Origin of the sequence: Dryocola sp. LX212, assembly GCA_041504365.1 — a bacterium.
Classification (GTDB): Bacteria; Pseudomonadota; Gammaproteobacteria; order Enterobacterales; family Enterobacteriaceae; genus Dryocola.
Genome location: CP167917.1, coordinates 2,699,353 through 2,722,253, shown reverse-complemented (window position 1 = coordinate 2,722,253; position 22,901 = coordinate 2,699,353). Strand labels below are relative to the sequence as shown.

Sequence of the window (22,901 nt, the reverse complement as noted above, 5' to 3'; positions counted from 1 at the left end):
CGGCGGGTTTTTTTATGTCCGGAGGACAGCAATGAAGAACCGTGCATACAGTCTCGTGCAGGTGAAATCCGTTAACGAAGAGTTGAGGGAAATTACAGGGATCGCAAGTACCCCGGAGTCAGACCGCCATGGCGACATCATGGAGTTAAGCGGTGTGAAATTTACGCTGCCTATGAGTTTCCTCTGGCAACACAGGCATATGAGCCCGGTCGGGAGTGTGACCGATGCAAAGGTGACCAAAGATGGCATCGAGGTCCGTGCGCAGCTGGTCAAGCCGACCCCTGATATGCCACAGGATTTAATTGACCGGCTTGATGAGGCGTGGTCCTCAATTAAAACCGGGCTGGTACGCGGCCTCTCCATCGGTTTTCGCCCGACAGAATGGGCGTATATGGACGATGGCGGGATCCGCTTTATCGAATGGGAGTGGTATGAACTGTCCGCGGTCACCGTTCCGGCGAACGCCGATTGCACCATTCAGACCGTGAAATCTCTCGACCATCGCACGCTGGCCGCGTCAGGCAAACAGCGTGAAGAAGTTGAAAAACAGAAGTCAGCTGGCGTTACAGCTCCGAAATCGAATGTTAAAAAAGGAAATACAATGAATATCGCTGAACAAATTAAAGGGTTCGAAACAAAGCGCGCCACGCTGTCCGCCTCCCTCGAAGCCATCATGACAAAAGCCGCTGACGGTGGTCGCACGCTCGATGCAGAAGAAGACGAAGAGTACGAAGGTTTATCTTCTGAAATCAAAGCGGTTGATTCGCACCTTAAGCGCCTCCGCGATATGGAAGCGCTTGCGGCGGGTGCCGCGGTCCCTGTTACCGCCAAGGCTGCCGGTGGCACAGTAAGCGTTGTCGATAACGCGCGCTCCCCGGGAATCATTCGCGTGGAGCAGAAGCTGGAGAAGGGCATTGCCTTTGCGCGTTTTGCCAAGTCTCTGGCAGCGGCGAAGGGCAACCATATGCAGGCACTGGAGATTGCCAAAGCCAAATACCCGGACGATCCGAAACTGCATCATGTCCTGAAAGCGGCAGTAACAGCGGGTACCACAACCAATCTTGAATGGGCGGGTAATCTGGTCGAATACCAGGAGTTCACCGCTGATTTTATCGACTACCTGCGCCCCCAGACTATTATCGGCCGCTTCGGTAAGGACGGTATTCCTGCCCTGAAAAATGTGCCATTCAATGTGCGTATTCCGGCACAGACCTCCGGCGGTGCTGCCAGCTGGGTGGGTGAGGGGAAGGCCAAGCCATTGACGCAATTTGACTTTGGCTCCATCACTTTTGGGTACGCCAAAATTGCAGCGATTTCCGTACTGACCGATGAGCTGATTCGCTTTTCTACCCCATCGGCCGACACGCTGGTGCGAAATTCGCTCGCTGAGGCGGTGATTGAGCGCATGGATACGGATTTTGTCGATCCGGACAAGGCAGCAGAAGCCGGGGTGTCTCCGGCATCGATCACTAATGGCGTGGTGGCTATCCCGTCAACCGGCGATCCTGAGCGGGACGTTGAAGCGGCATTCGCTCAGTTCATTGCCGCCAACCTGTCACCGGCCAAAGGCGTCTGGCTGATGTCCAGCACCACCTCGCTGTCGCTGTCCATGATGCGCAACCCGCTCGGCCAGAAGGTTTATCCGGAGCTGACGCTGCTTGGCGGTACCTTCTTTGGTCTGCCGGTCATCGTTTCTCAGTATGTTGGCGATCAGCTGGTGCTGGTTAACGCCGGTGATGTTTATCTGGCTGACGATGGTCAGGTGATGATTGACGCCAGCCGCGAAGCCTCACTGGAAATGGCCTCTGCGCCAACTCAGGATGCCACGGCAGGCAGTGGCGCTCAGCTGGTGTCCATGTGGCAGACCAACAGCGTGGCCATTCGTGCGGAGCGCTGGATTAACTGGCAGCGCCGTCGCAACGAGGCGGTGGCAGTGGTCAGTGGCGTCAACTACAGCGGCACACCATCCAGCTGATAACCGGAGGCGGGAAGCCATTCCCGCTTTATCTATGAAGAAAATTCGCTATCTGAAACACACCCATGACGCTTACGCGGGCGAGGTTCGGTTCGTACCGGGCGGAACGGCGGACGTGCTCGTACTGTCCGGCGTCGCTGAGTACATGATGCACAGGGAAAAAGGCGCGGCAGCGTCAGTTTCGACACAACAGCAGGGGTCTTTGCAATGTGGAACCCGTTCCGGAGAAAAGAAAAATCGCTCCAGTCGCCGTCAGGGCACGGCAGCAGAGGGGGATGGTTCCCGATAATCGGCGAAGCATTTCCGGGGGCCTGGCAGCGTAACCTGGAAATCCGTCAGGAAACGGTGCTGGCCTACAACGCGGTCTTCTCATGCATGTCGCTTATCTCCGGAGATATTTCGAAGATGCCGGCCAGCCTGATGAAGCGGACTAAATCCGGCATATGGCAGCCAGAAGCGGAGGGCGAACTGCCCCGACTGCTGCGCAAGCCAAACAGCTTTCAGAACAGGATGCAGTTCTTTGAATGCTGGGTTAATTCGAAGCTCGCTGCGGGTAATACCTATGTGATCAAAATTCGTAATACGGGCGGGCGAGTGGTGGAGCTGCGCATTCTCGATCCACTTCGCGTTACGCCGCTGGTTTCACCAGATGGCCAGGTATTTTATCGCGTCAGCCCCGACAATCTTTCCGGCCTCACTGATGAGGTTATTGTTCCGGCCCGCGAAGTTATCCACGACAGGTTTAACTGCCTTTTCCACCCTCTTGTTGGCCTGTCACCTATCTTTGCCTGCGGTTTGCCTGCCACGCAGGGCAACAGCATTCTTGAAAACTCTACGGTTTTCTTCCAGAACGGCGGCAAGCCCAGCGGTATCATTTCATTGCCGGGCAGCGTCAGTGAAGAGAAGGCGCGGGAAATCAAGGCTAACTGGGATGCGGGGTACACCGGCGCCAACGCAGGTAAAACGGCCGTACTGTCTGACGGGGCGGACTACAAGCCGAACAGCATGACGGCAGCGGATGCGCAGACCATTGAGCAGCTGAAACTGGCCGGTGAAATTGTCTGTGCCGTGTTTCATGTGCCGACATACAAGGTGGGTATTGATGCGGCTCCTAAGTACGACAATATCGAAGCGCTCGAGCAGCAGTATTACTCGCAGTGCCTGCAAACCCTGATCGAGGCTATTGAGCTATCGCTGAACGACGCCTTTGACCTGGGTATCCATGAGAGCGTGGAATTTGAAACCGATGCTCTGCTTCGTATGGATACCGAACGGCGTTACACCACTTACAGCACTGCCGTCGGTTGCGGCATCCTTGCCCCTAATGAGGCACGGCTGAAAGAAAACCTGCCACCTGTTCCGGGGGGCGACTTCCCGTATATGCAGCAGCAGAACTACAGCCTTGAGGCGCTGGCCCGACGGGACGCGACGGCAGATCCGTTCGGGAAGCCAGCTGTTCCGGAGGTCACGCCACCGCCGGATTTGTCGGGTAATAAACGACTCTCACCGGCTGAATATGAGGCCATCAGGGCCATGGTCAAAGGAAGCATAGTCTGATGAATGATCGTGAACTGGAGATAATCAGAGCTGTCAGCGAGGAGTTTGGTCAGACACTGAAATCCCTTCGCGCTGATTTTGATAACCAGCTGAGCCTGCATCAAAAACAGCTGGCGCAGCAGGCAGAACAGCATGCCCGCGAGATTGATGCGCTGAAACAACTGATACCGGAGGCTGAAACGCTTATTGGTGCCGTTCAGAAGCGGATTGATATTCCCCCGGCACCGGCGTTGCCGGATATACCCGATCTAATCCGCAATGAGCTGAAATCAATACCGATACCAAAGGACGGTAAAAGCGCCAGCGCTGAAGACATACGCCCACTACTGCAGAAAATGGTTGATACGGCCGTTGCCTCACTCCCAGCGCCACAGAACGGTAAGGACTACGATCCTGATGTGCTGCAGCGTGCCGTTGAGCAGGCCGTTTCTGATGCTGTCGCTGCGCTGCCGGTACCAAAGGATGGCAAAAGCGTGACGGTCGATGACGTGCGGCCACTTCTGCAACAAATGGTCACCGCTGCCGTTCCGGATGTTGAATCACTTGTAAAAGCGACCCTTTCCTCCTTGCCCGCACCAGAGCCCGGTAAACCAGGTGAAAGTGGCCGTGATGCGCTGCAGCTGGAAATTCTACCAGCTATTGATCCAGAAAAATCCTGCCCCCGCGGGACCTATGCCACGCACAACGGCGGATTGTGGCGTGCCTATGAAAAGACACATGGGATGCGGGGCTGGGAATGTCTCGTTGATGGCGTGGGTGATATCAGTATCCAGCTTGCAGAAGACCAGCGCACTCTTTCCGTAGCGGTGGTACGCAGCAGCGGAGCCACTCAGACCAAAACCTTTGCCGTACCGGTGCAAATCTATCGAGGGGTATTCAAAAGCGGGGAAACCTATCAGCCTGGCGATACGGTCACATGGGCAGGATCGGTTTGGCACTGTAACAGCCCCGCGACGGATAAGCCCGGGGAGCCCGGCAGCAGCGGCTGGACACTCGCTGTGAAGCGCGGACGGGATGCAAGGGGGCAATCATGATCGAGTTGGTCACGCTTGAGCAGGTGAAAGAGCATCTGCGTGTCGATGGTGATGCGGATGATGCTGCCTACACATTACTTATTCAGGCGGGTAGTGCGGCATTGCTCAGCTGGATCCAGGGAAGCCGCAGCAGGGTAGTGGCAGAAAACAACACGCTCATTGAGGGGGAGGCGCTCAGCCGTTTGCAGACTGCGCTTCTGGTGCTTATAGGCTGGCTCGATCGTAATCGCGGCGGGGAAGATGAAGAGAAGCTGCAGCAGGGCTATCTGCCATTTTCGGTCACGATGCTGATTTATGATTTACGTCGCCCGACGGTCACCTGACGGCCAGGAGAGATAATGGATATTCCACAGAGAGAAATAGTTACCCGGTACCGCGTTCCCACCCCCGGAGAACTGAACCGACGCGTTACGTTCCGGACGAGGCAGGATGTTCCTGGAACTCATGGCGGAACCGACCCCATTTATGATGAACACTTCACCGTCTGGGCAAAAGTGCGACCGATTTCCGGTATTGCGTACCGTAACTCGGTACAGACCGGGGAAGTGGTGACGCATGCTATCACTATCCGTCTGCGCCCGGTCAACACCGATATGGAGGCGGTTCTGGATGGTCGGGTCTACCGGGTGATGCGGGCGCTGGATATGAACGATGAGCGTCGTTTCTCCTATATCGAGGTGAAAGAACTGGGTCTCGATGGCATTCAGGATGCAGTGCCTGATCCCTCATTTGGCGGAGGTTTTGGTTATGGCTGTGAATAAGAGCGGGTCTGGCGACTATATTCACGTCGATTTTCCTGGCGCACAGACGATTAATTTCAAGCGACCTGTTGTACGCCGGGCTTTCGCCAAAATTGGTCGCGCCATTCAGGAGGCGGCCCGGGATCGTGTTTCCCAGCGGCATGGCTCCCGGCCGGGCGAAGACCCTGGCTATTACTCTGGCCGCATGGCGCGATCTATTGGCTGGTTTGTACCGCGCGCAACGAGCAGGCGACCGGGCTTCATGGTCAAAATATCCCCCAATCAGAAGAAAGGCCGTGAAATGACGGCTATCGAAACACGCTCAGGTCCCCACAGCAGTGGATTTTATCCCGCTTACCTTCAGTTTGGTGTCCGGCGTGGCGCTCAGGCGCAGACTAAGGCTGGCCGGGGAGGCAAGCAGGTCAGGGTGAAAAAAGCTGGTGCATCGGGTGGCAGCGGGTGGCGAATTGTTCCCCGCGCTAACTTCATGACTGAATCCCTGAACGATAAGCGAGCATGGACTGAAAAAACGCTTTTCGCTGCACTGAAGCGCGCCGTTAAACCGGAGCCAGTGAAATTATGAAGCTGACGCAAATTATTGCTGCTGTGCGGGAGCGCGTTCCTGATTTCGGCGGGCGCGTTGATGGCTCTGCAAAATTCATGGTTGCAAAGGAAGCCGGAAAAATGGCTTTACCGTCGGCATACATCATTCCACTACATGATGAAACGGGCGTTCAGAAAAGTCAGACGGACTACTGGCAGAACTGCACCGACGGATTCAGCGTTGTTGTCGCGCTGGATAATCGCAGAGATGAAAAGGGGCTGAACGCAATTGATGATGCAACCGATATTGTCCGGACAAAGTTGTTTCGGGCGCTGCTGGGCTGGCAGCCAGAGAGAAAATATACCCGCGGTATCGAATACCGAGGTGGCCTTCTGCTGGACATGGACCGGGCCATCCTCTGGTACAAGTATGATTTCCAGGCAACGTTTGAACTCGATGCCGAGGACACCTGGCAGGACGGTGAGATAGATAACCTTCCCTGGCTTGAAACCGTTCATATCGATATTGACCTTATCGATCCCGGTAACGGGCCGGACGGCAATACTGATTTTCAGGTCGACATTCATTTACCTCATGACCCCACCTCATAACGGAGAACTCCGATGACCATTAGTTTTAATTCCATTCCGGAAGACGTGGCAGTGCCACTTTTCTGGGCTGAAATGGACAACAGTCAGGCCAATACGGCTAGCGGCAGCCAGCCTTCCATCATCTTCGGTCATCCTGTCGCCGACAGTTCACTGCCTGTCGCTGAACTCGTGCTGGTATCCAGCGTCAGCGAAATCAGGCAGCGCTACGGTGCCGGTAGTCAGATAGCACGCATGGTGGCTGCATACAGGGCCATCGACAGTACGGGGCCGCTATGGGCTATATCGGTACCGGAGCCTGAAGGCACCTATGCCAGCGGCGAGATCATGCTGACCGGGCAGGTGATTAACGCTGGTGTTATTTCCCTCTATATAGGAAAGACCCGTATTCAGACCGTAATATCGGCAGGCGATGATCTCGCCACCGTCGCAGCCAACCTTGCGGATAACATCAATACAAAGGCTGACTTGCCTGTCGATGCGCTGGTTGATGATACGACCGTCACGCTCACAGCGAAGAATGTCGGCCTGTGTGGGAATGGTATTCCTCTGTCTGTCAATTACTACGGCTCTGCTGGAGGCGAACATCTTCCAGACGGCGTGATGGTTACACTGACGCCGATGGCTGGCGGAGAAGGGGCACCCGACTTAACCGAGGCCGTGTCAATTCTGGGGGATGAGGAGGCGGATTTCATTGCTTTCCCGTACAGCGACAGCGCCAGTCTGGATGCCATCAAGCTCGCCATGAACGATACCTCCGGTCGCTGGGCTCCCGGGCGGCAGACCTACGGTCACGTTTACAGCGCCATGGCTGACACGCTGGAAAATCTTCAGGCGTTTGGCGCGATGCGCAACGATCAGCATGTCACGCTATCCGGATTCGAAATCGATACCCAGACCTGCACCGATGAGCTTGCCGCCATGACTGCAGCCAGAAATGCGGTCTTCATTCGTGCCGATCCGGCCCGGCCTACTCAAACCGGCGAACTCAACGGGGCGCTACCTGCGCCAGCTGGAAAACGTTTCAACAAAACCCAGCAAAACGTGCTGCTCGGTTCCGGTATTGCGACCTGTTATGCGCAGAGCGGCGGGCTGTACATCCAGCGTGCAATCACCACCTATCAGATGGACAGTTTTGGTAATGCCGATAACAGCTACCTGGACAGTGAAACCCTGCACACCAGTGCCTATGTACTGCGAACGCTCGAAACCTGCGTGACGAGCAAGTACCCCCGCGTAAAGCTGGCGAATGACGGGACGAGATTTGGTCCCGGACAGGCCATCGTGACGCCTGCAGTGATCAAAGCCGAAATGTGTGCGCAGTATCAGATTATGGAAGAGGCGGGGATCGTCGAGAATTTTGACCTGTTCAAACAATACCTTGTTGTTGAGCGGGATAAGAATGACAGCAACCGTGTGAATGTGCTCTTCCCGGCTGATTACATTAACCAGCTGCGCGTGTTCGCACTGGTTAACCAGTTCCGTTTACAGTATCAGGAGGCTGCGTAATGGCACGTATTGCTGGAACAACCTATTTCAAGCTGGACAGCGAGCAGCTTTCTCTGACGGGTGGTATTGAGGTGCCGCTTAATACGGTCGTCAGGGATGATGTGGTGGGGCTGGATGGCTCCGTTGATTATAAAGAAACCTTTCGCGCGCCGTATATCAAGGGCACCTTCAAGGTGCCTGCATCCTTCCCGATTAGCAAGATCACCCAGAGCATGAATATGACCGCCACAGCTGAGCTGGCTAACGGCCTGGTTTACGTTCTGCGTGAAGCCTGGCTGAGCGGAGAATCCAGTTTTAACGCTGAGGAAGGCACCGCCGACCTCGAATTCCATGGTGTATCAGGATTTTACCAATGATTATTATTCCGCTTTCTAAGCCTGTGCAGGTACATGGTTCTTCAGTTTCCGAGGTGGAGCTAAAGGATCCCACACTTGAGCAAATTCAGCGCTTCGGACTGCCAGCCTCAATGGACGGGGGGGGGAACTTCACCGTCAATGCCCAGGTTGCTGTTAAGTACATCCCCGAGCTTGCCGGAATACCGCCTTCATCATTAAACCACCTCACCCCCTTCGATATTAATAATTTGTGCTGGGCTATCTGGCGTTTTTTCATGATCCCTCCGACGCCGGAGCAGACCAATCCGGAAGCGACGGAATAATCGAGCAGCTGGAGCGCCGGGTTTATGACCTGGCGTATTTCTGGCGGGTAGATCCGTCAGTCCTCAAGGTAAAGCCTCTGGGGGAGTTGTTTGAAATGGAACGGAACGCCGTTCGTATCGCGGAGGCACAAAATCGTGGCAGATAGTTTTCAACTAAAAGCAATCATCACCGGTGTTGACCGGCTATCGCCGGTTCTGGACGGCATTTCCAGAAATGTTAAAAAATCTACGAAAGGTTTTAAAGAAAAAGCCCTGGTAGCCGGGGCATTTGGCACTGCCTGGTTGCTGGCGTTTGCGGATACCGTGAAATCTGCCATGGATTTTGAAAGCTCAATGGCGGACGTGAGGAAGGTCGTTAATTTTGACCGGCCGGAGCAGTTCCAGCAGATGAGCGATGATATCCTGAACATGTCCACTCAGCTGCCAATGGCTGCAACCGAGATTGCGAAAATCTTCGAGGCGGGTGGTCAGGCGGGTCTGGCCGCTAAAGATCTGCATCAGTTTGCGACTGATGCCGTTAAGATGGGCGTGGCCTTTGATGAGTCAGCAGAGAGCGCTGGTCAGCAAATGGCACAGTGGCGCGTTTCGCTCGGAATGACGCAGGAGCAGGTGGAGGCGCTGGCCGATCAGATAAACTATCTGGGAAATACTGGCCCCACGACGGCGGCAAAAATAACCGATACAGTTACTCGTATAGGCGTGCTGGGTAAGACAGTGGGATTTACGACCGCTCAGGTTGCTGCTCTTGCATCAACAATTGAAGCATCTGGTACAGAGTCAGAGGTAGCTGCGACAGCCATTAAAAAAGTTTTCACCACGTTAAGTGGTGCGATGTCTAAATCACAAATGCATGAACTTAAGTTACTGCATATTAACCCATCAAAACTTGCAAAGGATTTGCAAAAAGATGGCAAGAAGGCTCTGTTAAAAGTCTTTGATTCTATAAGCAAGGTTTCACCTGATAAACAGGTCAAGGTACTTAATACACTATTCGGTCAGGAGTCGATCCAGGCTATTACACCTTTGCTATCAAATTTAGACTTGCTGAAAGAAAATTTTGATAAAGTTGGTGATGCCGCTCGGTATGCTGGTTCTATGCAGAAAGAATATGCAAGCCGCGCGGATACAACTGCGAATAAAGTACAATTACTTCAAAACCAGCTACAGCAAATAAAAATCGAGACAGGTGATGCATTGTTGCCCGCCATCAGCGATGGGCTGGAGCAGGCAATGCCCCTGCTTAAAGAGGTTTCTAATTTTGTAAAAGCCAATCCCGAGATAGTAAAAATTGCCGCAGCCGCTGGCGCTGGCTTACTGGCTATCGGAGGAATGGCTACCGTTGGCCTTCTGGTAGCGGCAGTGGGTCCCGTTGGTTTATTGCTCGCATCTTTGGTTGGGGCTGGAGTATTCATTGCTGAGAACTGGAGCACCATAAAAGATGCATGGGAGCATGGTAAGCCTATGGCGCCAAAGCCGCTTACCGATAAACAGCAAACGGTTGCTGAGGCTTTCAATTTCAATAAGAGACCAGGAAATACAGGCTTTGGATATCTTGATGTACAAGGAGATATGGCAAAACATCAGGCCACTAATGATTTCCTTCGTGATTTCCTTGTTATCACGGGTAAGCAGGCGCCATCGCCATTCCCTCGAAGCACTAGCGGCCCTGGCTATAACTACAGCGCTCCGACAGGGCAGGAGATACTCACAGGGAGTCAGTCTCTTATACAGGGAGAAATGGTTGTGAGGTTTGAAAACACTCCACCAGGAACAAGAGTCTCAGAAGGAAAAACAAACGCACCCAATGTAAGGATTACGCCTGATGTCGGATATAGCCCTTATAGTCAATTTTCTGCAAGTTCTCTTATGCGATAATAGGTATCCAAAAATTATTGAATTGAAACATCATGAAGAAATATTTAATTACTGCTGTCGCGTCTTTCATTCTTATTCCATCAATTGTCAACGCTCAATGGTTAACTAAAACGGATGATGATCTTTTCAGCGGCGGTAAAAAAGCTATGTTGATCGGTAGCTTAAATAATTCATCTTCGGGCATCATCTTTGATTGCACATCAACTACTTTATCAGCAGCATATGTTGAGATGAATAAAACTACTGACATGTCGGGAGAAAGTGTTCCGGTAGATCTTATTTTCAAAGTAGACAGTAACGCAGCCGTAAAAATGGATGCAAAAATGATGCGAAGAAATGATACCACTGTCCAGGCATTTTCAGAGAACGCTGAACTGGCAAAGTCTGTATTAAAATCGTTGCGCGACGGCAAGAAAAAAGTAATGGTAGGAATTCAAACCACTGATGGTGGTAATCAGTCATCGCTGTCAGGTAATGTCTCTAACTCGACAAATGCAGTGAATAAATTTATCTCTGCCTGCGAAATAAAGTTGTAATAATCTAATTAAGCGTAATTTTATATGCTGAGAAAAATACATCATTCCGAACTCCCGATACAGCGGCCATGCGAAGGCCTGGCCGCTCCACTTAAGGAGTTCATCTATGAGAAATCGTGCATTGCGTCGGCATCACGAGAAACGGTTAAAGAAGAAACGCAGTAGGTATTTCAATATTGGTACTGGCTCACCACAGGCCATCGGCATTTGTTATCGCACGCCCTGTATGTGTTCATGTTGGATGTGTGGTTGCGATCGTAAGATTTTCGGCCGTCCGATGCAGGAAGTAAGAGCTTTGTTGCGATATTCAGATTAATAATACTGTCTTTACCGTTACATTTAACGATGCTTCCCACCCGAGCGTGAGATAGCTTAAGCAAAACAAAGCCCCGCCAGTTTATTCTGCTGCGGGGTTTTTTGTTGCCATAATATTACGGGAGAGCTATGGATACGTGGTTATATCGTTTACAGCCCGCAACATTCCGCGGCGTCTACTTCAAGGTAAGTGCCGATGAGGCGACCTACGGGCGCCGCAGTACGACGCATGAATACCCACTGCGCAATGTTCCATTTACCGATGATATGGGGCGCAAGGCACGGCGATACAGTATTTCCGCCTACCTGGTCGGCGGTGACTATATGGTTCAGCGCGACCGGCTGTTAACCGCGCTTGAGCTGGGTGGCCCCGGCACGCTTATCCACCCATTTTATGGCTCGCTCACTGTTCATGTCGATGGCGATATCAGGGTCAGTCATTCCCGCGACAACGGCGGCATGTGCGAGATATCGCTCCAGTTCGTTGAATCCGGCCAGCTCAACTATCCGACGTCTGGCGGTGCAACCGCTCAGAATGTTGTTACCGCGGCGGATAAGACCGACGCATCGCTGGGTGAAAAATTCCTGCAGGATTTTGGGCTGGATGGGTTTGCCGACTGGGTGACCGATGACGTGATAGGAAATGTCAGCGGAATGCTGGACGAAGTTATCAGCGTGTTTAATGTTGTCGATACCGCGGTTGCTGATGCCGCGCGCCTGCTACAGGGTGATTTATCGGTGCTGTTCCCGCCCCCCACGCAGGGCGCCGAGTTTATCAGACGTACGCAGGAGATGTGGGCTGCCGGCAGGAGCATTTACTTCAATACCGAAAGCGCCATTAGCGCAGTCGATAACCTGAAATATATTGCATCCGATTCCGCGCTGTCACCCCGTGGAAACTGGCCCGTGCTCAGCGCATCGGAGCAGCAGTCTGTTTCCTGTACAAATGCCACCGCCCAGCTGATGCGCGGCACTGCAATCTCGCAATCAGCCAGACAGTTTTCTGCGCTGCCGTCACCCGTCAGTTATAACGACGCCGTTAAATCTTCCGGAACAACGCATCCCGCCATTGGCGACTCACCGGACCGCACGCGGCAACGCCAGGTTCTGCCGGTCAGTTACGATCAGCTTACCCGCCAGCGGGTGACATACAACCGCCTGTTTGACCAGGAAGCCAGCAGGGTTCAGGGAGACTTACCTTTCATGATGCTGGAAGACCTGCGCCAGGCCGTGTCTCTTGATATACAGAGGCGACTACAGCAGACCGCGAAAGCGGTTGTTCGTAAGCCTGATGAGGTATCGCCCGCGGTTATTCTGGCTGCGGACTGGTATGACGATGCTGCGCGCGGTGCTGAAATTGTTGCGATGAATGACATTATTCATCCGGGCTTTGTGCCGCCACGACCACTGAGGGTAGCGTCCCGATGAACGACCACGATGTAACGCTGCGGGTGAACGGCAAGGATTTCTCCGGCTGGACCCGCGTCAACATTTCCGCTGGCATTGACCGTATTGCCAGGCATTTTGACGTTGAGATCACCCGTCAGTGGCCACAGTCCTCCGATCTGCACCATCTGGATTTGCCCGTCATTGAAGGCGATCTGGTTGAGGTGTTGATTGGAGATGACAAAGTGTTGACCGGCTATGTGGACGCAACTCCGCTGGGTTACGACGCTCAGCGCGTGCATGCCAGCATCAGCGGTCGAAGCAAAACGGAAGACCTGATCGACTGCAGCGCTCCGTCGCAGCCTGGTCAGTTCACGAACCGGACGCTGGCGCAGATTGTTTCGACGCTGGCAAAACCATTCGACGTTCAGGTTGTCAGCGCTACGCCGGAAAGCGAGGCATTAACCAGCTTCCAGGTAGATTACGGTGAGTCTATCAGCGAGGCGCTTAACCGGCTTCTGGGGCTTGAGCAGATACTGGCGTTTGATAATGCCGATGGCGCACTGGTCCTTGATACCGTCGGCAATGAAAAGGCCCACACCGCCCTGGTGCTGGGCGAAAATATTATCAGCGCTGACGGCCAGCGGGATTTCAGTAACCGTTTTTCTGAATACACCGTTTCGGGGCAGCGTGCTGGCACGGATCATGATTATGGTGAAGCCACCAACGCCAGAATAACAGCCACCGTAAAGGATCCTGCGGTGATGCGGTATCGCCCGCTAATGATTAAGCAGTGTGGCAACGCCACGCTGGCGACATGTAAAGCACGCGCGGAATATGAGCGGGCGAACAGGGAGGGACGCACGCTTGAGACAACGTACACCGTGGCGGGATGGCGGCAGGGCGATGGCTCACTCTGGCGGCCAAATCTGCGCGTGGTTGTCTGGGATCCGGTGATGGGCTTTGACAACACGGAGCTGGTGATAGCAGAGGCCAGCTGGACGCTGGACGACAGGGGCTTTATGACCCGGTTACGCGTTGGCCCGGCAATCACGTACATGCCTGAGCCAAAAGTCGGACGACGACACCGGCACAGACGGCGAAGAGATGATGAGGACTTCTGATGAAGGCAGCCTTCAGGCGCATTGAGCGCGCCATAGAAAATTTACTGGCCCGCGCGGTTGTCAGCGGGCTGAATACGGCAAATAAATGTCAGATGCTCCAGGTTGAACTGATGCCCGGCGAGCCGAAAGAAAACGTCGAACATCTGGAGCCTTATGGTTTTACCAGTGCGCCGCATAAAGGTGCTGAAGGTTTTGCTCTGTTCCCTGATGGCGACCGTTCACATGGGGTGGTCCTGATGGTGGCTGACAGGCGTTACCGCATCAAAGGACTACAGGCTGGCGAAGTGGCAATTTACACCGATGAAGGCGACAGCATTACGTTAAAGCGGGGCAATAGCATTGAGATCCAGACCAAAAATCTGATAGCGAATATGGAGACCTGCGCGCTCAATGCAACCGAAAAAATCACGCTTAATTCCCCGCTGGTGGAGGCCACAAAAGATATGAAAGCCGGTGGTGATATGATCGATAAAACATCTTCAATGCAGGCATTACGCGAAACCTACAACGGCCACGATCATGAATACGACGACGGCACAACCAAATCACCTAACCAGCAGATGTGACCCTATGATTTTTTATCTCAACGGCGAGCTGACCGACCCGACGGCGGTTATAAACCCACTGCCGCGTGCGGTGATCATCTCTCTTTTTTCCTGGCGACGAGCCAATACCGATGATAACGCACCGGAGCCGATGGGGTGGTGGGGCGACACGTATCCGACAGTGACCGGCGACAGAATTGGCTCGCGGCTCTGGCTGCTGGGCCGTGAAAAAATCACGAACGACACGCTAAACCGCGCCAGAGACTACGCGACCGAAGCGCTGCAGTGGATGACAGACGATGGTGTGGCAGCCCGCGTTGACGTTGAGTCCGTTCGCAGCGGCCTTACCGAGGCTGGCCTGAATATCATGATTTATCAGCGCGATGGCAGCACCTGGGATATGAAGTTCAATAATTACTGGAGATTACTCAACTATGGCTGACAGTGACTTTTATCGCCCGCCGCTTCCCGATCTTATCACCCAGCTTCGCAACGATATTCTTTCCCGGTTCCAGTCTGATGACATCCTCCGCCGCGCAGACGCTGAGGTCTATTCGCGCGCGGTGGCAGCCGCCGTCAATACGCTTTACGGTTACATTGACTATCTCGCCCGCAATATTCTTCCTGATGAAGCGAACGAACTGTGGCTGTACCGGCATGGAAACCTCAAAAAATGCCCGCGTAAACCTGCCGTCGAGGCAGCCGGCTGGGCGCGGTGGGACGGCGTTGATGACGGCGTCGCCATCGATGAAGGCGTGGAACTCCAGCGCGACGACCAGGTGACATTTATTACCACGGCTGCGGCGATATCGGCGGGCGGCACGTTACGGGTTCCGGTTGAGTGTGAAACGGCCGGATCGACAGGCAATACTGATGACGGAACAGCGCTTTCTCTTGTCAGCCCTGTGAGTGGACTGAGTTCACGCGCTGCAGCAGACAGCGTTGTCGGCGGAGCAGATATTGAAGGCGTGGAGCAATGGCGCGCCCGCATCATAGACCGCTGGTATTACGTCCCTCAGTCGGGAGCTGACGAGGATTATGTTATCTGGGCTGAAAGCGTACCGGGCATCAGTCGCGCCTGGACTTTCCGTAACTGGGCGGGCCTTGGCACGGTAGGTGTCATGTGCGCAACCGACGATGACACTAATCCAGTGCCTTCGGATGCCGAGCTGCAGGCGGTGTACGATTATATTGCCCCTCTGTCGCCGGTGGCTGGATCCAGTCTCCATGTTTTCGGACCAGCGCTTAAAATTGTCGATTTTCGCATTCTGGTGAATCCGGACACGGAAGAGGTGCGGGCGGCTGTTGAAAGCGAGCTGAAAGCCTGCCTTAAGCGGGACGGTGAGCCCGGCGGGGTGGTTGAAATATCACGCATGAACGAGGCCATCAGCGTAGCCGCCGGTGAGTTCAGCCACAACCTGCTGAGTCCAGCCGAAGATGTTCAGCTTGCTGATAACGAACTGCCGGTGGCCGGGACATTTACATGGAGCTGATAACCCGTACGGGCGACGATTATTTTCGTCTCCTTGAAAACCTGCTGCCGCGGGGTCCGGCATGGAGCGACAGCGATCCCCTGTTGGCCGGGATAGCGCCAACGCTGGCTGACGTTGAAGCACGAGCGCACGATCTTGTCCGGGAAACTGATCCGCGGCAGACGGTGGAGCTGATTGAGCGATGGGAAGCCTGCTGTGGGCTACCTGATTCCTGCTCAATCCCCGGCACTGAAACGCTGGCGCAGCGGCAGCAGCGGCTTGATGCAAAAATTAACGTAGCAGGGGGGATCACCGAATCATTTTATCTCAGCGTCCTTGACTCGCTCGGCTATCCGTCTGCAACCATCACAAAATATGAGGGCATGGGATTTGTATGCACCTCTCCCTGTACAGCCTCTCTCTATTCGGATGAGTGGAACTTCGTATGGCAGGTCAATTTTACTGAGGAAACAAAAATCAGTGACATGACATGCCTGTCGCAGTGCACTGAATCCCTGCGAACCTGGGGCGACACAACAGCCGAATGCGTTATTAACAAGCTGTGCCCTTCACATACCATCGTTTTATTCAGCTACCCACCGGAGGCTACACGTGCATCGTATTGATACATCAACTGCTCAGAAAGATAAGTTTGGGCCAGGCAAAAATGGTTTTACCGAAGGCAGCCCGCAGACGGGCGTGCCACCTACTGCGCTGAATGCTGCGTTTTTCGATTCTGTCCAGGAAGAGTTAGCAGCAGTAATTGAAGGCGCAGGGCTGGTGCTGGATCCGGACCAGAACAACCAGCTTGTAGAGGCAATATCAAAGATGATTACGACCTCCGTGCCTGAAGCACCGGTCACCAGCGTCAACGCGAAAACAGGGGCGGTGGTGCTTACCGCTGCAGATGTGGGTGCGCTGCCTGATAGCTACACACCTCCGGCGGCACCAGTTACCAGTGTCAATACAAAGACGGGGGCTGTGGTACTTAGTGCTGCGGATGTTGGAGCACTGCCTGATACTACCGTTATCCCACCGGTCCCAGATTTATCACCGTATGAAACAAAAGCCGATGCGAATGCCCGGTTTGTGCAGGGCGTGCAGTTGGGTGCCGAATTATCCGTTCCAAACGATGCCAGCGTTATTCATGCCGGAATTGGTTCATTCTGGTCGAGTGTAAATAGGGACCATTCTGGTGCGGATGATTTGAACTGGTATAGCAAACCGATTCAGATAAACATCAACGGAGTTTGGACTGTTATCCAAGGTTAATAAAAATGCAGAATATCAAAAATTTTAAAATAGTGAAGCCCACTGCTAAGCAGATAAAGTTATATAAATCAGCAGACGGCGCTGCCCCGGTGTTTTTGAAGTCAGATGATAATCAGGATTGGTACGAAGCTCAGAGGCTATTTGCAGATGATACAATAAAAATCATGTATGACAGCGCTGGAATAGTGCGTTCAGTGGTAGATAAACCGGTTCCTCAGCGTGGGGGCACTTACGCCGTTTCAATGTTATTCCCGATAAACATGAGCGTTGCTGAGATTGCAGTGGAAGATTATCCGACTGGCTGCACAATAGATGGCAGTTGGCAATACGATGGCACGACGATTTATCAGGATGAGCAAACCGTCAACAGCCGCGTGTATCAAAAAAACCTCGGCACACGTAACAAAGAAATGTCGAACGTCGCCGCTTACGCCTTTGCTATCCAGTCCAGCGCGGCCGTTGGCAATTCTCGCGACGGTGATGCCGACAATTTATTGACGCTACAGCAATACGCTGATGCGCTGCGCGATGTCGATTTGACTGTCGCCGATCCTGATTGGCCAGGTGCGCCTTCTTTCCTCTGAACGCCTGCCATTTCGCAGGCTTTTTTATATGGAGCCAAAATGTCCCTTACTATTAATCTTTCGGGGCGTTACTGCAGCCCGTTGGCTCAACCGCTGCCAGATGTGACGCTTGAGTTCGAAAGCCTGTTTAATTCATCACAGACTCAACTAAAGACTATTGTCAGCACAACCACAGATCAGGATGCGGCATATTCCATTGATTTAGTACCAAACTCATACAGTGTTTGCGAGTCATATGGGAAAAAGCGTAAGTGGCTCGGGAATATCATCATTTATCCCGATAGTCCGGATGGAACGCTTAACGAATTCCTGACGGCTTTCAAGCCGGATCAGGCACAGCCGGGTATCCTTGCCGAAATGGAAGAGATTCTGGAAGAAACTAAAGAGGTTGCAGCAAATGCGGGTTTTAATCCCCGAGGTGCCTTTAGTTCGGATATCGAATACCAAAAAAACGATTTGGTCCAATTTGATGGCAGCGAGTATCTGGCTACTGCTGATGTTACGGGAGTGGTGCCGCCTGCATCACCGTGGGAGCTTTTTGTTGCCGCTGGGGAAAAGGGCGAGAAAGGTGAGCAGGGTATTCAAGGGGAGTCGGGGGAAAAGGGAGAGCAGGGTTTGCAAGGGGAGTCGGGACCAGCCAATACGCTGATGGTCGGGACTGTGACGACGCTGGAGCCAGGGGAGGATGCTACCGCTGAAATCACCGGCGACGCACCAGATCAAACCATAAACTTCGGCATTCCGAAGGGAGAAGACGGAGGCTCCCACCCCTTCATCCCTGAAACATGGGATGCGCCCGGATCGATTGCGATGATGTACTACCAGGTATCATCGCAGACAGAGCCACGTCAGGCCGGGACTATATTTAGCGGTGGTTCATTCACTGCAGGCTGTGTGTTTAAAGATGGTCCTACCGGGGACGTAACACTGGAAAATCTGGGGCAAGCTGCGTCCGGAACATGGCGATTGCAGGGAATAGTGATGGCAGGTAATAAAGGGAGGTCAATGACGTTGGCGATGCGGATTGACGGGGCTGAACTACCGGCAAGGGTAATGCTGGAATCGGCACTGATCGGCAGCAGGGTAAAAAATTGTCGTTACTCTGCGCCGGATAACTCGATGATAGATTGTGAAGTGCTGGTAGGCGGGAAGTGGTATCCGTTTACAGCTTCGGCAAACGATAGTACGACATGGGGGCCGGTGATTTATGCGAATGCGGTAGCCGGGCAGTATGGAGTGGTAGAGATATACGCAGCGTAGGAAATGGCAGGAGGGAGTTTAGACCAGCTTCCAGACGTTAACCCAACTGAAGCCACCCCTGCCATATCTGGCGACAGATCGCAGACCATTTAAGCGGAAATTTGACAGGTTCCTTTCCTGCGTTCTGCCATTATTGGCGGCCGGGGTGATGTGAATTTATATTCCGTGTCGAGCGGTAATATAAACTCCTCACCCTGGCCATAATTCTAAAAAAAACGCCCATCGGACAGTGGGCGCTGCCATTATGGCAATGGATGGTTTCACGCAATGTTCTTTCAAGACAAATACTAAAGCGTGCCATTCGCTGTGTTTACCACTTAACTACCTTGTTTGGTAATTATCCATATCAAAATGTACGGGTTGTAATCGTTAGTTATAATCACGGTATGAAAAGGGACTATCAAAAAGGACAATGAAAATAACAAGCTACATGGGACAGGAATACAGCTTGTTAACGACCGCTCTTTCAGGCGCGTTAAGAAGCTGTTGGAAAGAAATACCAAAAATAAAAAGACAGTGGTCACATAGACTATGCGGGCCACCAGATTACTCGTTAACGAGCCAGAACTCAGCCTCTTCAAACATCTCTTCAATCAACCGGTTTAGCTTTTCTTTCTCTGTCTTCGTGCAGTCGCTGTTAACGGCGTTTGCCTGCATTGGCTTTACGCGCACATCAGCATCCAGGAAGATGCTGCGCACCCGTTTTGTAAGTTCAGCAAGAATAAGCTCCTTTGCACCAGGCAAACCTTCAACATTGCGTTTGTCGTAAACCAGTTCAACGTACATAACAACCTCCGATAATCGCTGTGATTACATACAGTATTTATACTGTTATTTTATACAGCATTAACGATAAATTGTGTAGCGCTTCAGAAGAGATTTTGGGGCATGGGTGGGGCAAAAAAATGTGTTTTGGGGCATAGATGGGGCATTATTGCACATATGAACTTTACTGAATTTCATATGTGCAGTCTTATTAACACACTGATTAAACTAAAAAATACGCATGCTCTTGGGCGTTCTTTAGTGATTTTAAAAATTACCGCGTCACGCAGTTGAAATGACGGGCGTAGTCCTCAAGGGAGGTTATGCCCAGCCGCACCCACTTAGGGTGGGACCATTGTGGAAGGCCTACATAGATCATTGTACCCGTCATCCTTCAAACTGTAGGGGTGTTGGCTGCACTCCTTCACCCCAGTCACTTACAAAAGTAAGCTCCAGGGGACTCTTTCCCGTGCCGCCTACCTTCAGCTCGAATGCTATAGGGTAGAAGGCACCCGTTTACAATACAGCCAGAACTTCTTCTGTAGTGCGAACGCGGCCAATACGCGGGAAGATATTGGTCATGCTGCCCTTGTGCTGGGCGGCGTCCGCTGCGGCACAGGCATCCTCGACAACGACCAGATTAAAGCCAAGTTCCCACGCGTTACGGGCGGTAGACTCCACGCCGATATTGGTGGAGATGCCGGTCAGCACGATGGTATCGATGCCACGACGACGAAGCTGCAGCTCAAGGTCGGTGCCGTAGAAGGCGCCCCACTGGCGCTTAGTGACTTCCAGATCGCTCTCTTTTTTGCCCAGAGCAGCCGGGTACTGCCACCAGTTTTCTGGCAGGGCGTGCGCACCGGCCTGCGCATCAACCGGCTGTTTCAGCGCTTCGGCAAAATCGTTCGACCAGCCTACGCGCACCATGATCACCGGCGAGCCGTTTGCACGGAATTTTTCGGCCAGTTTTGCGGAGCGAGCCACAACATCCTGCGCGGTATACGGACCACCGGCAAACGGCAGGATCCCTTCCTGTAAATCGATGACCACCAGCGCGGTGCGGGAAGGATTCAGTTCTAAAGTATTGGTTTGTGACATACGGCGACTCCGGTTCAAAATGGGTTTGCGGTGAATACCTTACGATGGAACCCCGGTTACACAGTTTACTATTTTTGTTAATTTTTGTGAGAATTGGCAAGTTCGGGCGCTTTAGAACGCACCAGTCGCTCGCTTCGGGCTTATCGCCGGGCATTATTTCCAGTATAATAGCCCCCTTTTTTCATCCATATCAGACAGACAAAAATAGCGGCCACCGTGGCGCCTGGCATGCAGGCAGCAACCCGTGCGCGGCTAATTAAAGGGATATCTCATGCGTACAGTATATTGCGGGCAGCTCAATCCATCCCATGTTGGGCAACAGGTCACGCTGTGTGGCTGGGTCAACCGTCGCCGTGATCTCGGTAGCCTTATCTTTATTGATATGCGCGATCGCGAAGGCATCGTGCAGGTGTTTTTCGACCCGGACCGTCAGGACGCGTTTAAGCTTGCTTCCGAACTGCGCAATGAGTTCTGCATTCAGATCACCGGCACCGTGCGTCCGCGTGATGAGAAAAACATCAACAAAGATATGGCTACCGGCGCGGTAGAAGTTTTCGCCACCGATCTGACCATCATCAACCGTTCAGAATCACTGCCGCTTGACTCTAACCATGTCAACACCGAAGAAGCGCGCCTGAAATTCCGCTATCTTGATCTGCGCCGCCCGGAAATGGCGAACCGACTGAAAACCCGCGCGAAGATCACCAGCTTCGTCCGCCGCTTTATGGACGACCACGGTTTCCTTGATATCGAAACCCCAATGCTGACCAAAGCCACGCCGGAAGGCGCGCGCGACTATCTGGTGCCAAGCCGCGTTCATAAAGGTAAGTTCTACGCGCTGCCTCAGTCCCCGCAGCTGTTCAAACAGCTGCTGATGATGTCCGGCTTCGACCGCTACTATCAGATCGTAAAATGCTTCCGTGACGAAGACTTGCGCGCCGACCGCCAGCCTGAATTCACCCAAATCGACGTCGAAACCTCCTTTATGACTGCGCCACAGGTGCGGGAAGTGATGGAAGAGCTGGTACGTAAACTGTGGCTGGACGTGCAGAACGTTGACCTGGGCGACTTCCCGGTGATGACCTTCGCCGAAGCCGAGCGCCGCTACGGCTCCGACAAGCCGGACCTGCGTAACCCGATGGAGCTGGTGGACGTAGCCGATCTGGTTAAGGACGTGGAGTTCAAGGTGTTCTCCGGCCCGGCTAACGATGCCAAAGGCCGCGTTGCCGCGCTGCGAGTGCCGGGTGGCGCACAGTTAAGCCGCAAACAGATTGACGATTACGGCAAGTTCATTGAGATTTACGGCGCGAAAGGGCTGGCTTACATCAAGGTGAACGAGCGCGCTAAAGGCATTGAAGGCATCTCCAGCCCGGTTGCCAAGTTCCTGAATGCTTCCATCGTGGAAGAGATTCTGGCCCGTACCGGCGCGCAGGACGGCGACATGATCTTCTTCGGTGCAGATAGCAAAAAAGTTGTTGCTGATGCGCTGGGCGCGCTGCGTCTGAAGATCGGTAAAGACCTGAAAATTACCGATGAGAACAAGTGGGCGCCGCTGTGGGTTATCGACTTCCCGATGTTCGAAGATGACGGTGAAGGCGGTCTGACCGCGATGCACCATCCGTTCACCGCGCCGAAAGACATGACGCCAGAGCAGCTGGCTGCCGATCCTGAAGCCGCCGTGGCTAACGCCTACGACATGGTTATCAACGGTTACGAAGTCGGCGGTGGCTCGGTGCGTATCCACAACGGCCAGATGCAGCAGACCGTGTTCGGCATCCTGGGTATTAATGAAGAAGACCAGCGCGAGAAGTTTGGCTTCCTGCTGGACGCGCTGAAATACGGTACTCCGCCGCACGCGGGCCTGGCGTTTGGCCTGGACCGTCTGACCATGCTGCTGACCGGAACCGACAACATCCGTGATGTTATCGCCTTCCCGAAAACTACCGCTGCGGCGTGTCTGATGACCGAAGCCCCAAGCTTCGCTAACCCAACGGCGCTGGCCGAGCTGGGCGTTGCGGTAATTAAAAAGGCTGAGAAAGAATAA

At 53.3% G+C, this 22,901-nt stretch carries 24 protein-coding genes and 1 pseudogene; 22 read left to right on the top strand and 3 right to left on the bottom strand.

What is annotated here, in order from left to right:
* Window positions 1–31: 31 nt before the first annotated feature.
* The 21 genes from ACA108_13025 (at window position 32) to ACA108_12925 (ending at window position 18,994) form a co-directional block, all read left to right on the top strand.
* Entirely contained in the window at window positions 32–1,975 is a 1,944-nt protein-coding gene (locus ACA108_13025) for a phage major capsid protein (GenBank protein XEX94324.1), read from the top strand.
* A 207-nt stretch (window positions 1,976–2,182) separates the two neighbouring features.
* Window positions 2,183–3,532: a phage portal protein gene (locus ACA108_13020; protein ID XEX94323.1), complete on the top strand. Its 1,350-nt coding sequence runs from the start codon at window positions 2,183–2,185 to the stop codon at window positions 3,530–3,532.
* A complete protein-coding gene (locus tag ACA108_13015) occupies window positions 3,532–4,566 on the top strand; it encodes a phage gp6-like head-tail connector protein (GenBank protein ID XEX94322.1) in 1,035 nt (344 codons plus the stop codon). Before ACA108_13020 ends, ACA108_13015 begins: the two co-directional genes overlap by 1 nt.
* The gene (locus tag ACA108_13010) at window positions 4,563–4,889 is read left to right on the top strand and encodes a head-tail connector protein (GenBank protein XEX94321.1); all 327 of its coding nucleotides are present in this window, start codon (window positions 4,563–4,565) and stop codon (window positions 4,887–4,889) included. Before ACA108_13015 ends, ACA108_13010 begins: the two co-directional genes overlap by 4 nt.
* A gap of 15 nt (window positions 4,890–4,904) precedes the next feature.
* Window positions 4,905–5,327 carry a phage head closure protein gene (locus ACA108_13005; protein XEX94320.1) on the top strand — a complete coding sequence of 141 codons (423 nt, stop codon included), beginning with the start codon at window positions 4,905–4,907 and terminating at the stop codon, window positions 5,325–5,327.
* The gene (locus tag ACA108_13000; GenBank protein XEX94319.1) at window positions 5,314–5,889 is read left to right on the top strand and encodes a hypothetical protein; all 576 of its coding nucleotides are present in this window, start codon (window positions 5,314–5,316) and stop codon (window positions 5,887–5,889) included. Before ACA108_13005 ends, ACA108_13000 begins: the two co-directional genes overlap by 14 nt.
* Window positions 5,886–6,461 carry a hypothetical protein gene (locus ACA108_12995; protein XEX94318.1) on the top strand — a complete coding sequence of 192 codons (576 nt, stop codon included), beginning with the start codon at window positions 5,886–5,888 and terminating at the stop codon, window positions 6,459–6,461. The genes ACA108_13000 and ACA108_12995 overlap by 4 nt, the downstream gene beginning before the upstream one ends.
* A 12-nt stretch (window positions 6,462–6,473) precedes the next feature.
* Window positions 6,474–7,967, top strand: a complete 1,494-nt coding sequence (locus tag ACA108_12990; GenBank protein ID XEX94317.1) for a phage tail sheath subtilisin-like domain-containing protein — start codon at window positions 6,474–6,476, stop codon at window positions 7,965–7,967.
* Window positions 7,967–8,323 (top strand): phage tail tube protein, encoded by a 357-nt coding sequence (locus ACA108_12985; GenBank protein XEX94316.1) that lies wholly within the window; start codon window positions 7,967–7,969, stop codon window positions 8,321–8,323. Before ACA108_12990 ends, ACA108_12985 begins: the two co-directional genes overlap by 1 nt.
* Complete coding sequence (locus ACA108_12980; protein XEX94315.1) at window positions 8,320–8,625, top strand: phage tail assembly protein; 306 nt, start codon at window positions 8,320–8,322, stop codon at window positions 8,623–8,625. The genes ACA108_12985 and ACA108_12980 overlap by 4 nt, the downstream gene beginning before the upstream one ends.
* A 135-nt stretch (window positions 8,626–8,760) precedes the next feature.
* The gene (locus ACA108_12975; protein XEX94314.1) at window positions 8,761–10,500 is read left to right on the top strand and encodes a phage tail tape measure protein; all 1,740 of its coding nucleotides are present in this window, start codon (window positions 8,761–8,763) and stop codon (window positions 10,498–10,500) included.
* 32 nt (window positions 10,501–10,532) lie between these two features.
* The gene (locus tag ACA108_12970) at window positions 10,533–11,036 is read left to right on the top strand and encodes a hypothetical protein (GenBank protein ID XEX94313.1); all 504 of its coding nucleotides are present in this window, start codon (window positions 10,533–10,535) and stop codon (window positions 11,034–11,036) included.
* A 444-nt stretch (window positions 11,037–11,480) separates the two neighbouring features.
* Window positions 11,481–12,779: a DNA circularization protein gene (locus tag ACA108_12965; protein XEX94312.1), complete on the top strand. Its 1,299-nt coding sequence runs from the start codon at window positions 11,481–11,483 to the stop codon at window positions 12,777–12,779.
* Window positions 12,776–13,861, top strand: a complete 1,086-nt coding sequence (locus tag ACA108_12960) for a phage baseplate assembly protein (protein ID XEX94311.1) — start codon at window positions 12,776–12,778, stop codon at window positions 13,859–13,861. The genes ACA108_12965 and ACA108_12960 overlap by 4 nt, the downstream gene beginning before the upstream one ends.
* Window positions 13,861–14,427: a phage baseplate assembly protein V gene (locus tag ACA108_12955; GenBank protein ID XEX94310.1), complete on the top strand. Its 567-nt coding sequence runs from the start codon at window positions 13,861–13,863 to the stop codon at window positions 14,425–14,427. Before ACA108_12960 ends, ACA108_12955 begins: the two co-directional genes overlap by 1 nt.
* Window positions 14,428–14,431: 4 nt before the next feature.
* Window positions 14,432–14,848 carry a phage GP46 family protein gene (locus ACA108_12950; GenBank protein ID XEX94309.1) on the top strand — a complete coding sequence of 139 codons (417 nt, stop codon included), beginning with the start codon at window positions 14,432–14,434 and terminating at the stop codon, window positions 14,846–14,848.
* Window positions 14,841–15,899 carry a baseplate J/gp47 family protein gene (locus ACA108_12945; protein ID XEX94308.1) on the top strand — a complete coding sequence of 353 codons (1,059 nt, stop codon included), beginning with the start codon at window positions 14,841–14,843 and terminating at the stop codon, window positions 15,897–15,899. The genes ACA108_12950 and ACA108_12945 overlap by 8 nt, the downstream gene beginning before the upstream one ends.
* Window positions 15,890–16,504 (top strand): YmfQ family protein, encoded by a 615-nt coding sequence (locus ACA108_12940; GenBank protein ID XEX94307.1) that lies wholly within the window; start codon window positions 15,890–15,892, stop codon window positions 16,502–16,504. Before ACA108_12945 ends, ACA108_12940 begins: the two co-directional genes overlap by 10 nt.
* Window positions 16,491–17,150, top strand: coding sequence for a hypothetical protein (locus ACA108_12935; protein XEX94306.1), 660 nt, complete (start codon window positions 16,491–16,493; stop codon window positions 17,148–17,150). The genes ACA108_12940 and ACA108_12935 overlap by 14 nt, the downstream gene beginning before the upstream one ends.
* Before the next feature lie 5 nt (window positions 17,151–17,155).
* A complete protein-coding gene (locus ACA108_12930) occupies window positions 17,156–17,734 on the top strand; it encodes a tail fiber assembly protein (GenBank protein XEX94305.1) in 579 nt (192 codons plus the stop codon).
* A gap of 39 nt (window positions 17,735–17,773) precedes the next feature.
* A complete protein-coding gene (locus ACA108_12925) occupies window positions 17,774–18,994 on the top strand; it encodes a prophage tail fiber N-terminal domain-containing protein (protein XEX94304.1) in 1,221 nt (406 codons plus the stop codon).
* Between the two features lie 546 nt (window positions 18,995–19,540).
* On the opposite strand, the gene ACA108_12920 is transcribed toward ACA108_12925, so the two are convergent.
* The 3 genes and pseudogenes from ACA108_12920 to ACA108_12910 all read right to left on the bottom strand — a co-directional run bounded on the left by ACA108_12920 (window position 19,541) and on the right by ACA108_12910 (window position 20,857).
* A complete protein-coding gene (locus ACA108_12920; protein XEX94303.1) occupies window positions 19,541–19,780 on the bottom strand; it encodes a DinI-like family protein in 240 nt (79 codons plus the stop codon).
* A gap of 262 nt (window positions 19,781–20,042) precedes the next feature.
* Window positions 20,043–20,138: pseudogene (locus tag ACA108_12915) on the bottom strand (hypothetical protein).
* Between the two features lie 137 nt (window positions 20,139–20,275).
* Window positions 20,276–20,857, bottom strand: a complete 582-nt coding sequence (locus ACA108_12910; protein XEX94302.1) for a hydrolase — start codon at window positions 20,855–20,857, stop codon at window positions 20,276–20,278.
* 271 nt (window positions 20,858–21,128) lie between these two features.
* Between ACA108_12910 and aspS the strand changes: the two genes are divergently transcribed.
* Window positions 21,129–22,901, top strand: coding sequence for an aspartate--tRNA ligase (gene aspS, locus ACA108_12905; GenBank protein ID XEX94301.1), 1,773 nt, complete (start codon window positions 21,129–21,131; stop codon window positions 22,899–22,901).

What these genes read in the sequence shown, in the direction of transcription:
- ACA108_13025 (XEX94324.1), top strand. Translation starts at nt 32, where the DNA reads ATGAAGAACCGTGCATACAGTCTCGTGCAGGTGAAATCCGTTAACGAA.
- ACA108_13020 (XEX94323.1), top strand. Translation starts at nt 2,183, where the DNA reads ATGTGGAACCCGTTCCGGAGAAAAGAAAAATCGCTCCAGTCGCCGTCA.
- ACA108_13015 (XEX94322.1), top strand. Translation starts at nt 3,532, where the DNA reads ATGAATGATCGTGAACTGGAGATAATCAGAGCTGTCAGCGAGGAGTTT.
- ACA108_13010 (XEX94321.1), top strand. Translation starts at nt 4,563, where the DNA reads ATGATCGAGTTGGTCACGCTTGAGCAGGTGAAAGAGCATCTGCGTGTC.
- ACA108_13005 (XEX94320.1), top strand. Translation starts at nt 4,905, where the DNA reads ATGGATATTCCACAGAGAGAAATAGTTACCCGGTACCGCGTTCCCACC.
- ACA108_13000 (XEX94319.1), top strand. Translation starts at nt 5,314, where the DNA reads ATGGCTGTGAATAAGAGCGGGTCTGGCGACTATATTCACGTCGATTTT.
- ACA108_12995 (XEX94318.1), top strand. Translation starts at nt 5,886, where the DNA reads ATGAAGCTGACGCAAATTATTGCTGCTGTGCGGGAGCGCGTTCCTGAT.
- ACA108_12990 (XEX94317.1), top strand. Translation starts at nt 6,474, where the DNA reads ATGACCATTAGTTTTAATTCCATTCCGGAAGACGTGGCAGTGCCACTT.
- ACA108_12985 (XEX94316.1), top strand. Translation starts at nt 7,967, where the DNA reads ATGGCACGTATTGCTGGAACAACCTATTTCAAGCTGGACAGCGAGCAG.
- ACA108_12980 (XEX94315.1), top strand. Translation starts at nt 8,320, where the DNA reads ATGATTATTATTCCGCTTTCTAAGCCTGTGCAGGTACATGGTTCTTCA.
- ACA108_12970 (XEX94313.1), top strand. Translation starts at nt 10,533, where the DNA reads ATGAAGAAATATTTAATTACTGCTGTCGCGTCTTTCATTCTTATTCCA.
- ACA108_12965 (XEX94312.1), top strand. Translation starts at nt 11,481, where the DNA reads ATGGATACGTGGTTATATCGTTTACAGCCCGCAACATTCCGCGGCGTC.
- ACA108_12960 (XEX94311.1), top strand. Translation starts at nt 12,776, where the DNA reads ATGAACGACCACGATGTAACGCTGCGGGTGAACGGCAAGGATTTCTCC.
- ACA108_12955 (XEX94310.1), top strand. Translation starts at nt 13,861, where the DNA reads ATGAAGGCAGCCTTCAGGCGCATTGAGCGCGCCATAGAAAATTTACTG.
- ACA108_12950 (XEX94309.1), top strand. Translation starts at nt 14,432, where the DNA reads ATGATTTTTTATCTCAACGGCGAGCTGACCGACCCGACGGCGGTTATA.
- ACA108_12945 (XEX94308.1), top strand. Translation starts at nt 14,841, where the DNA reads ATGGCTGACAGTGACTTTTATCGCCCGCCGCTTCCCGATCTTATCACC.
- ACA108_12940 (XEX94307.1), top strand. Translation starts at nt 15,890, where the DNA reads ATGGAGCTGATAACCCGTACGGGCGACGATTATTTTCGTCTCCTTGAA.
- ACA108_12930 (XEX94305.1), top strand. Translation starts at nt 17,156, where the DNA reads ATGCAGAATATCAAAAATTTTAAAATAGTGAAGCCCACTGCTAAGCAG.
- ACA108_12925 (XEX94304.1), top strand. Translation starts at nt 17,774, where the DNA reads ATGTCCCTTACTATTAATCTTTCGGGGCGTTACTGCAGCCCGTTGGCT.
- ACA108_12920 (XEX94303.1), bottom strand. Translation starts at nt 19,780, where the DNA reads ATGTACGTTGAACTGGTTTACGACAAACGCAATGTTGAAGGTTTGCCT.
- ACA108_12910 (XEX94302.1), bottom strand. Translation starts at nt 20,857, where the DNA reads ATGTCACAAACCAATACTTTAGAACTGAATCCTTCCCGCACCGCGCTG.
- aspS (XEX94301.1), top strand. Translation starts at nt 21,129, where the DNA reads ATGCGTACAGTATATTGCGGGCAGCTCAATCCATCCCATGTTGGGCAA.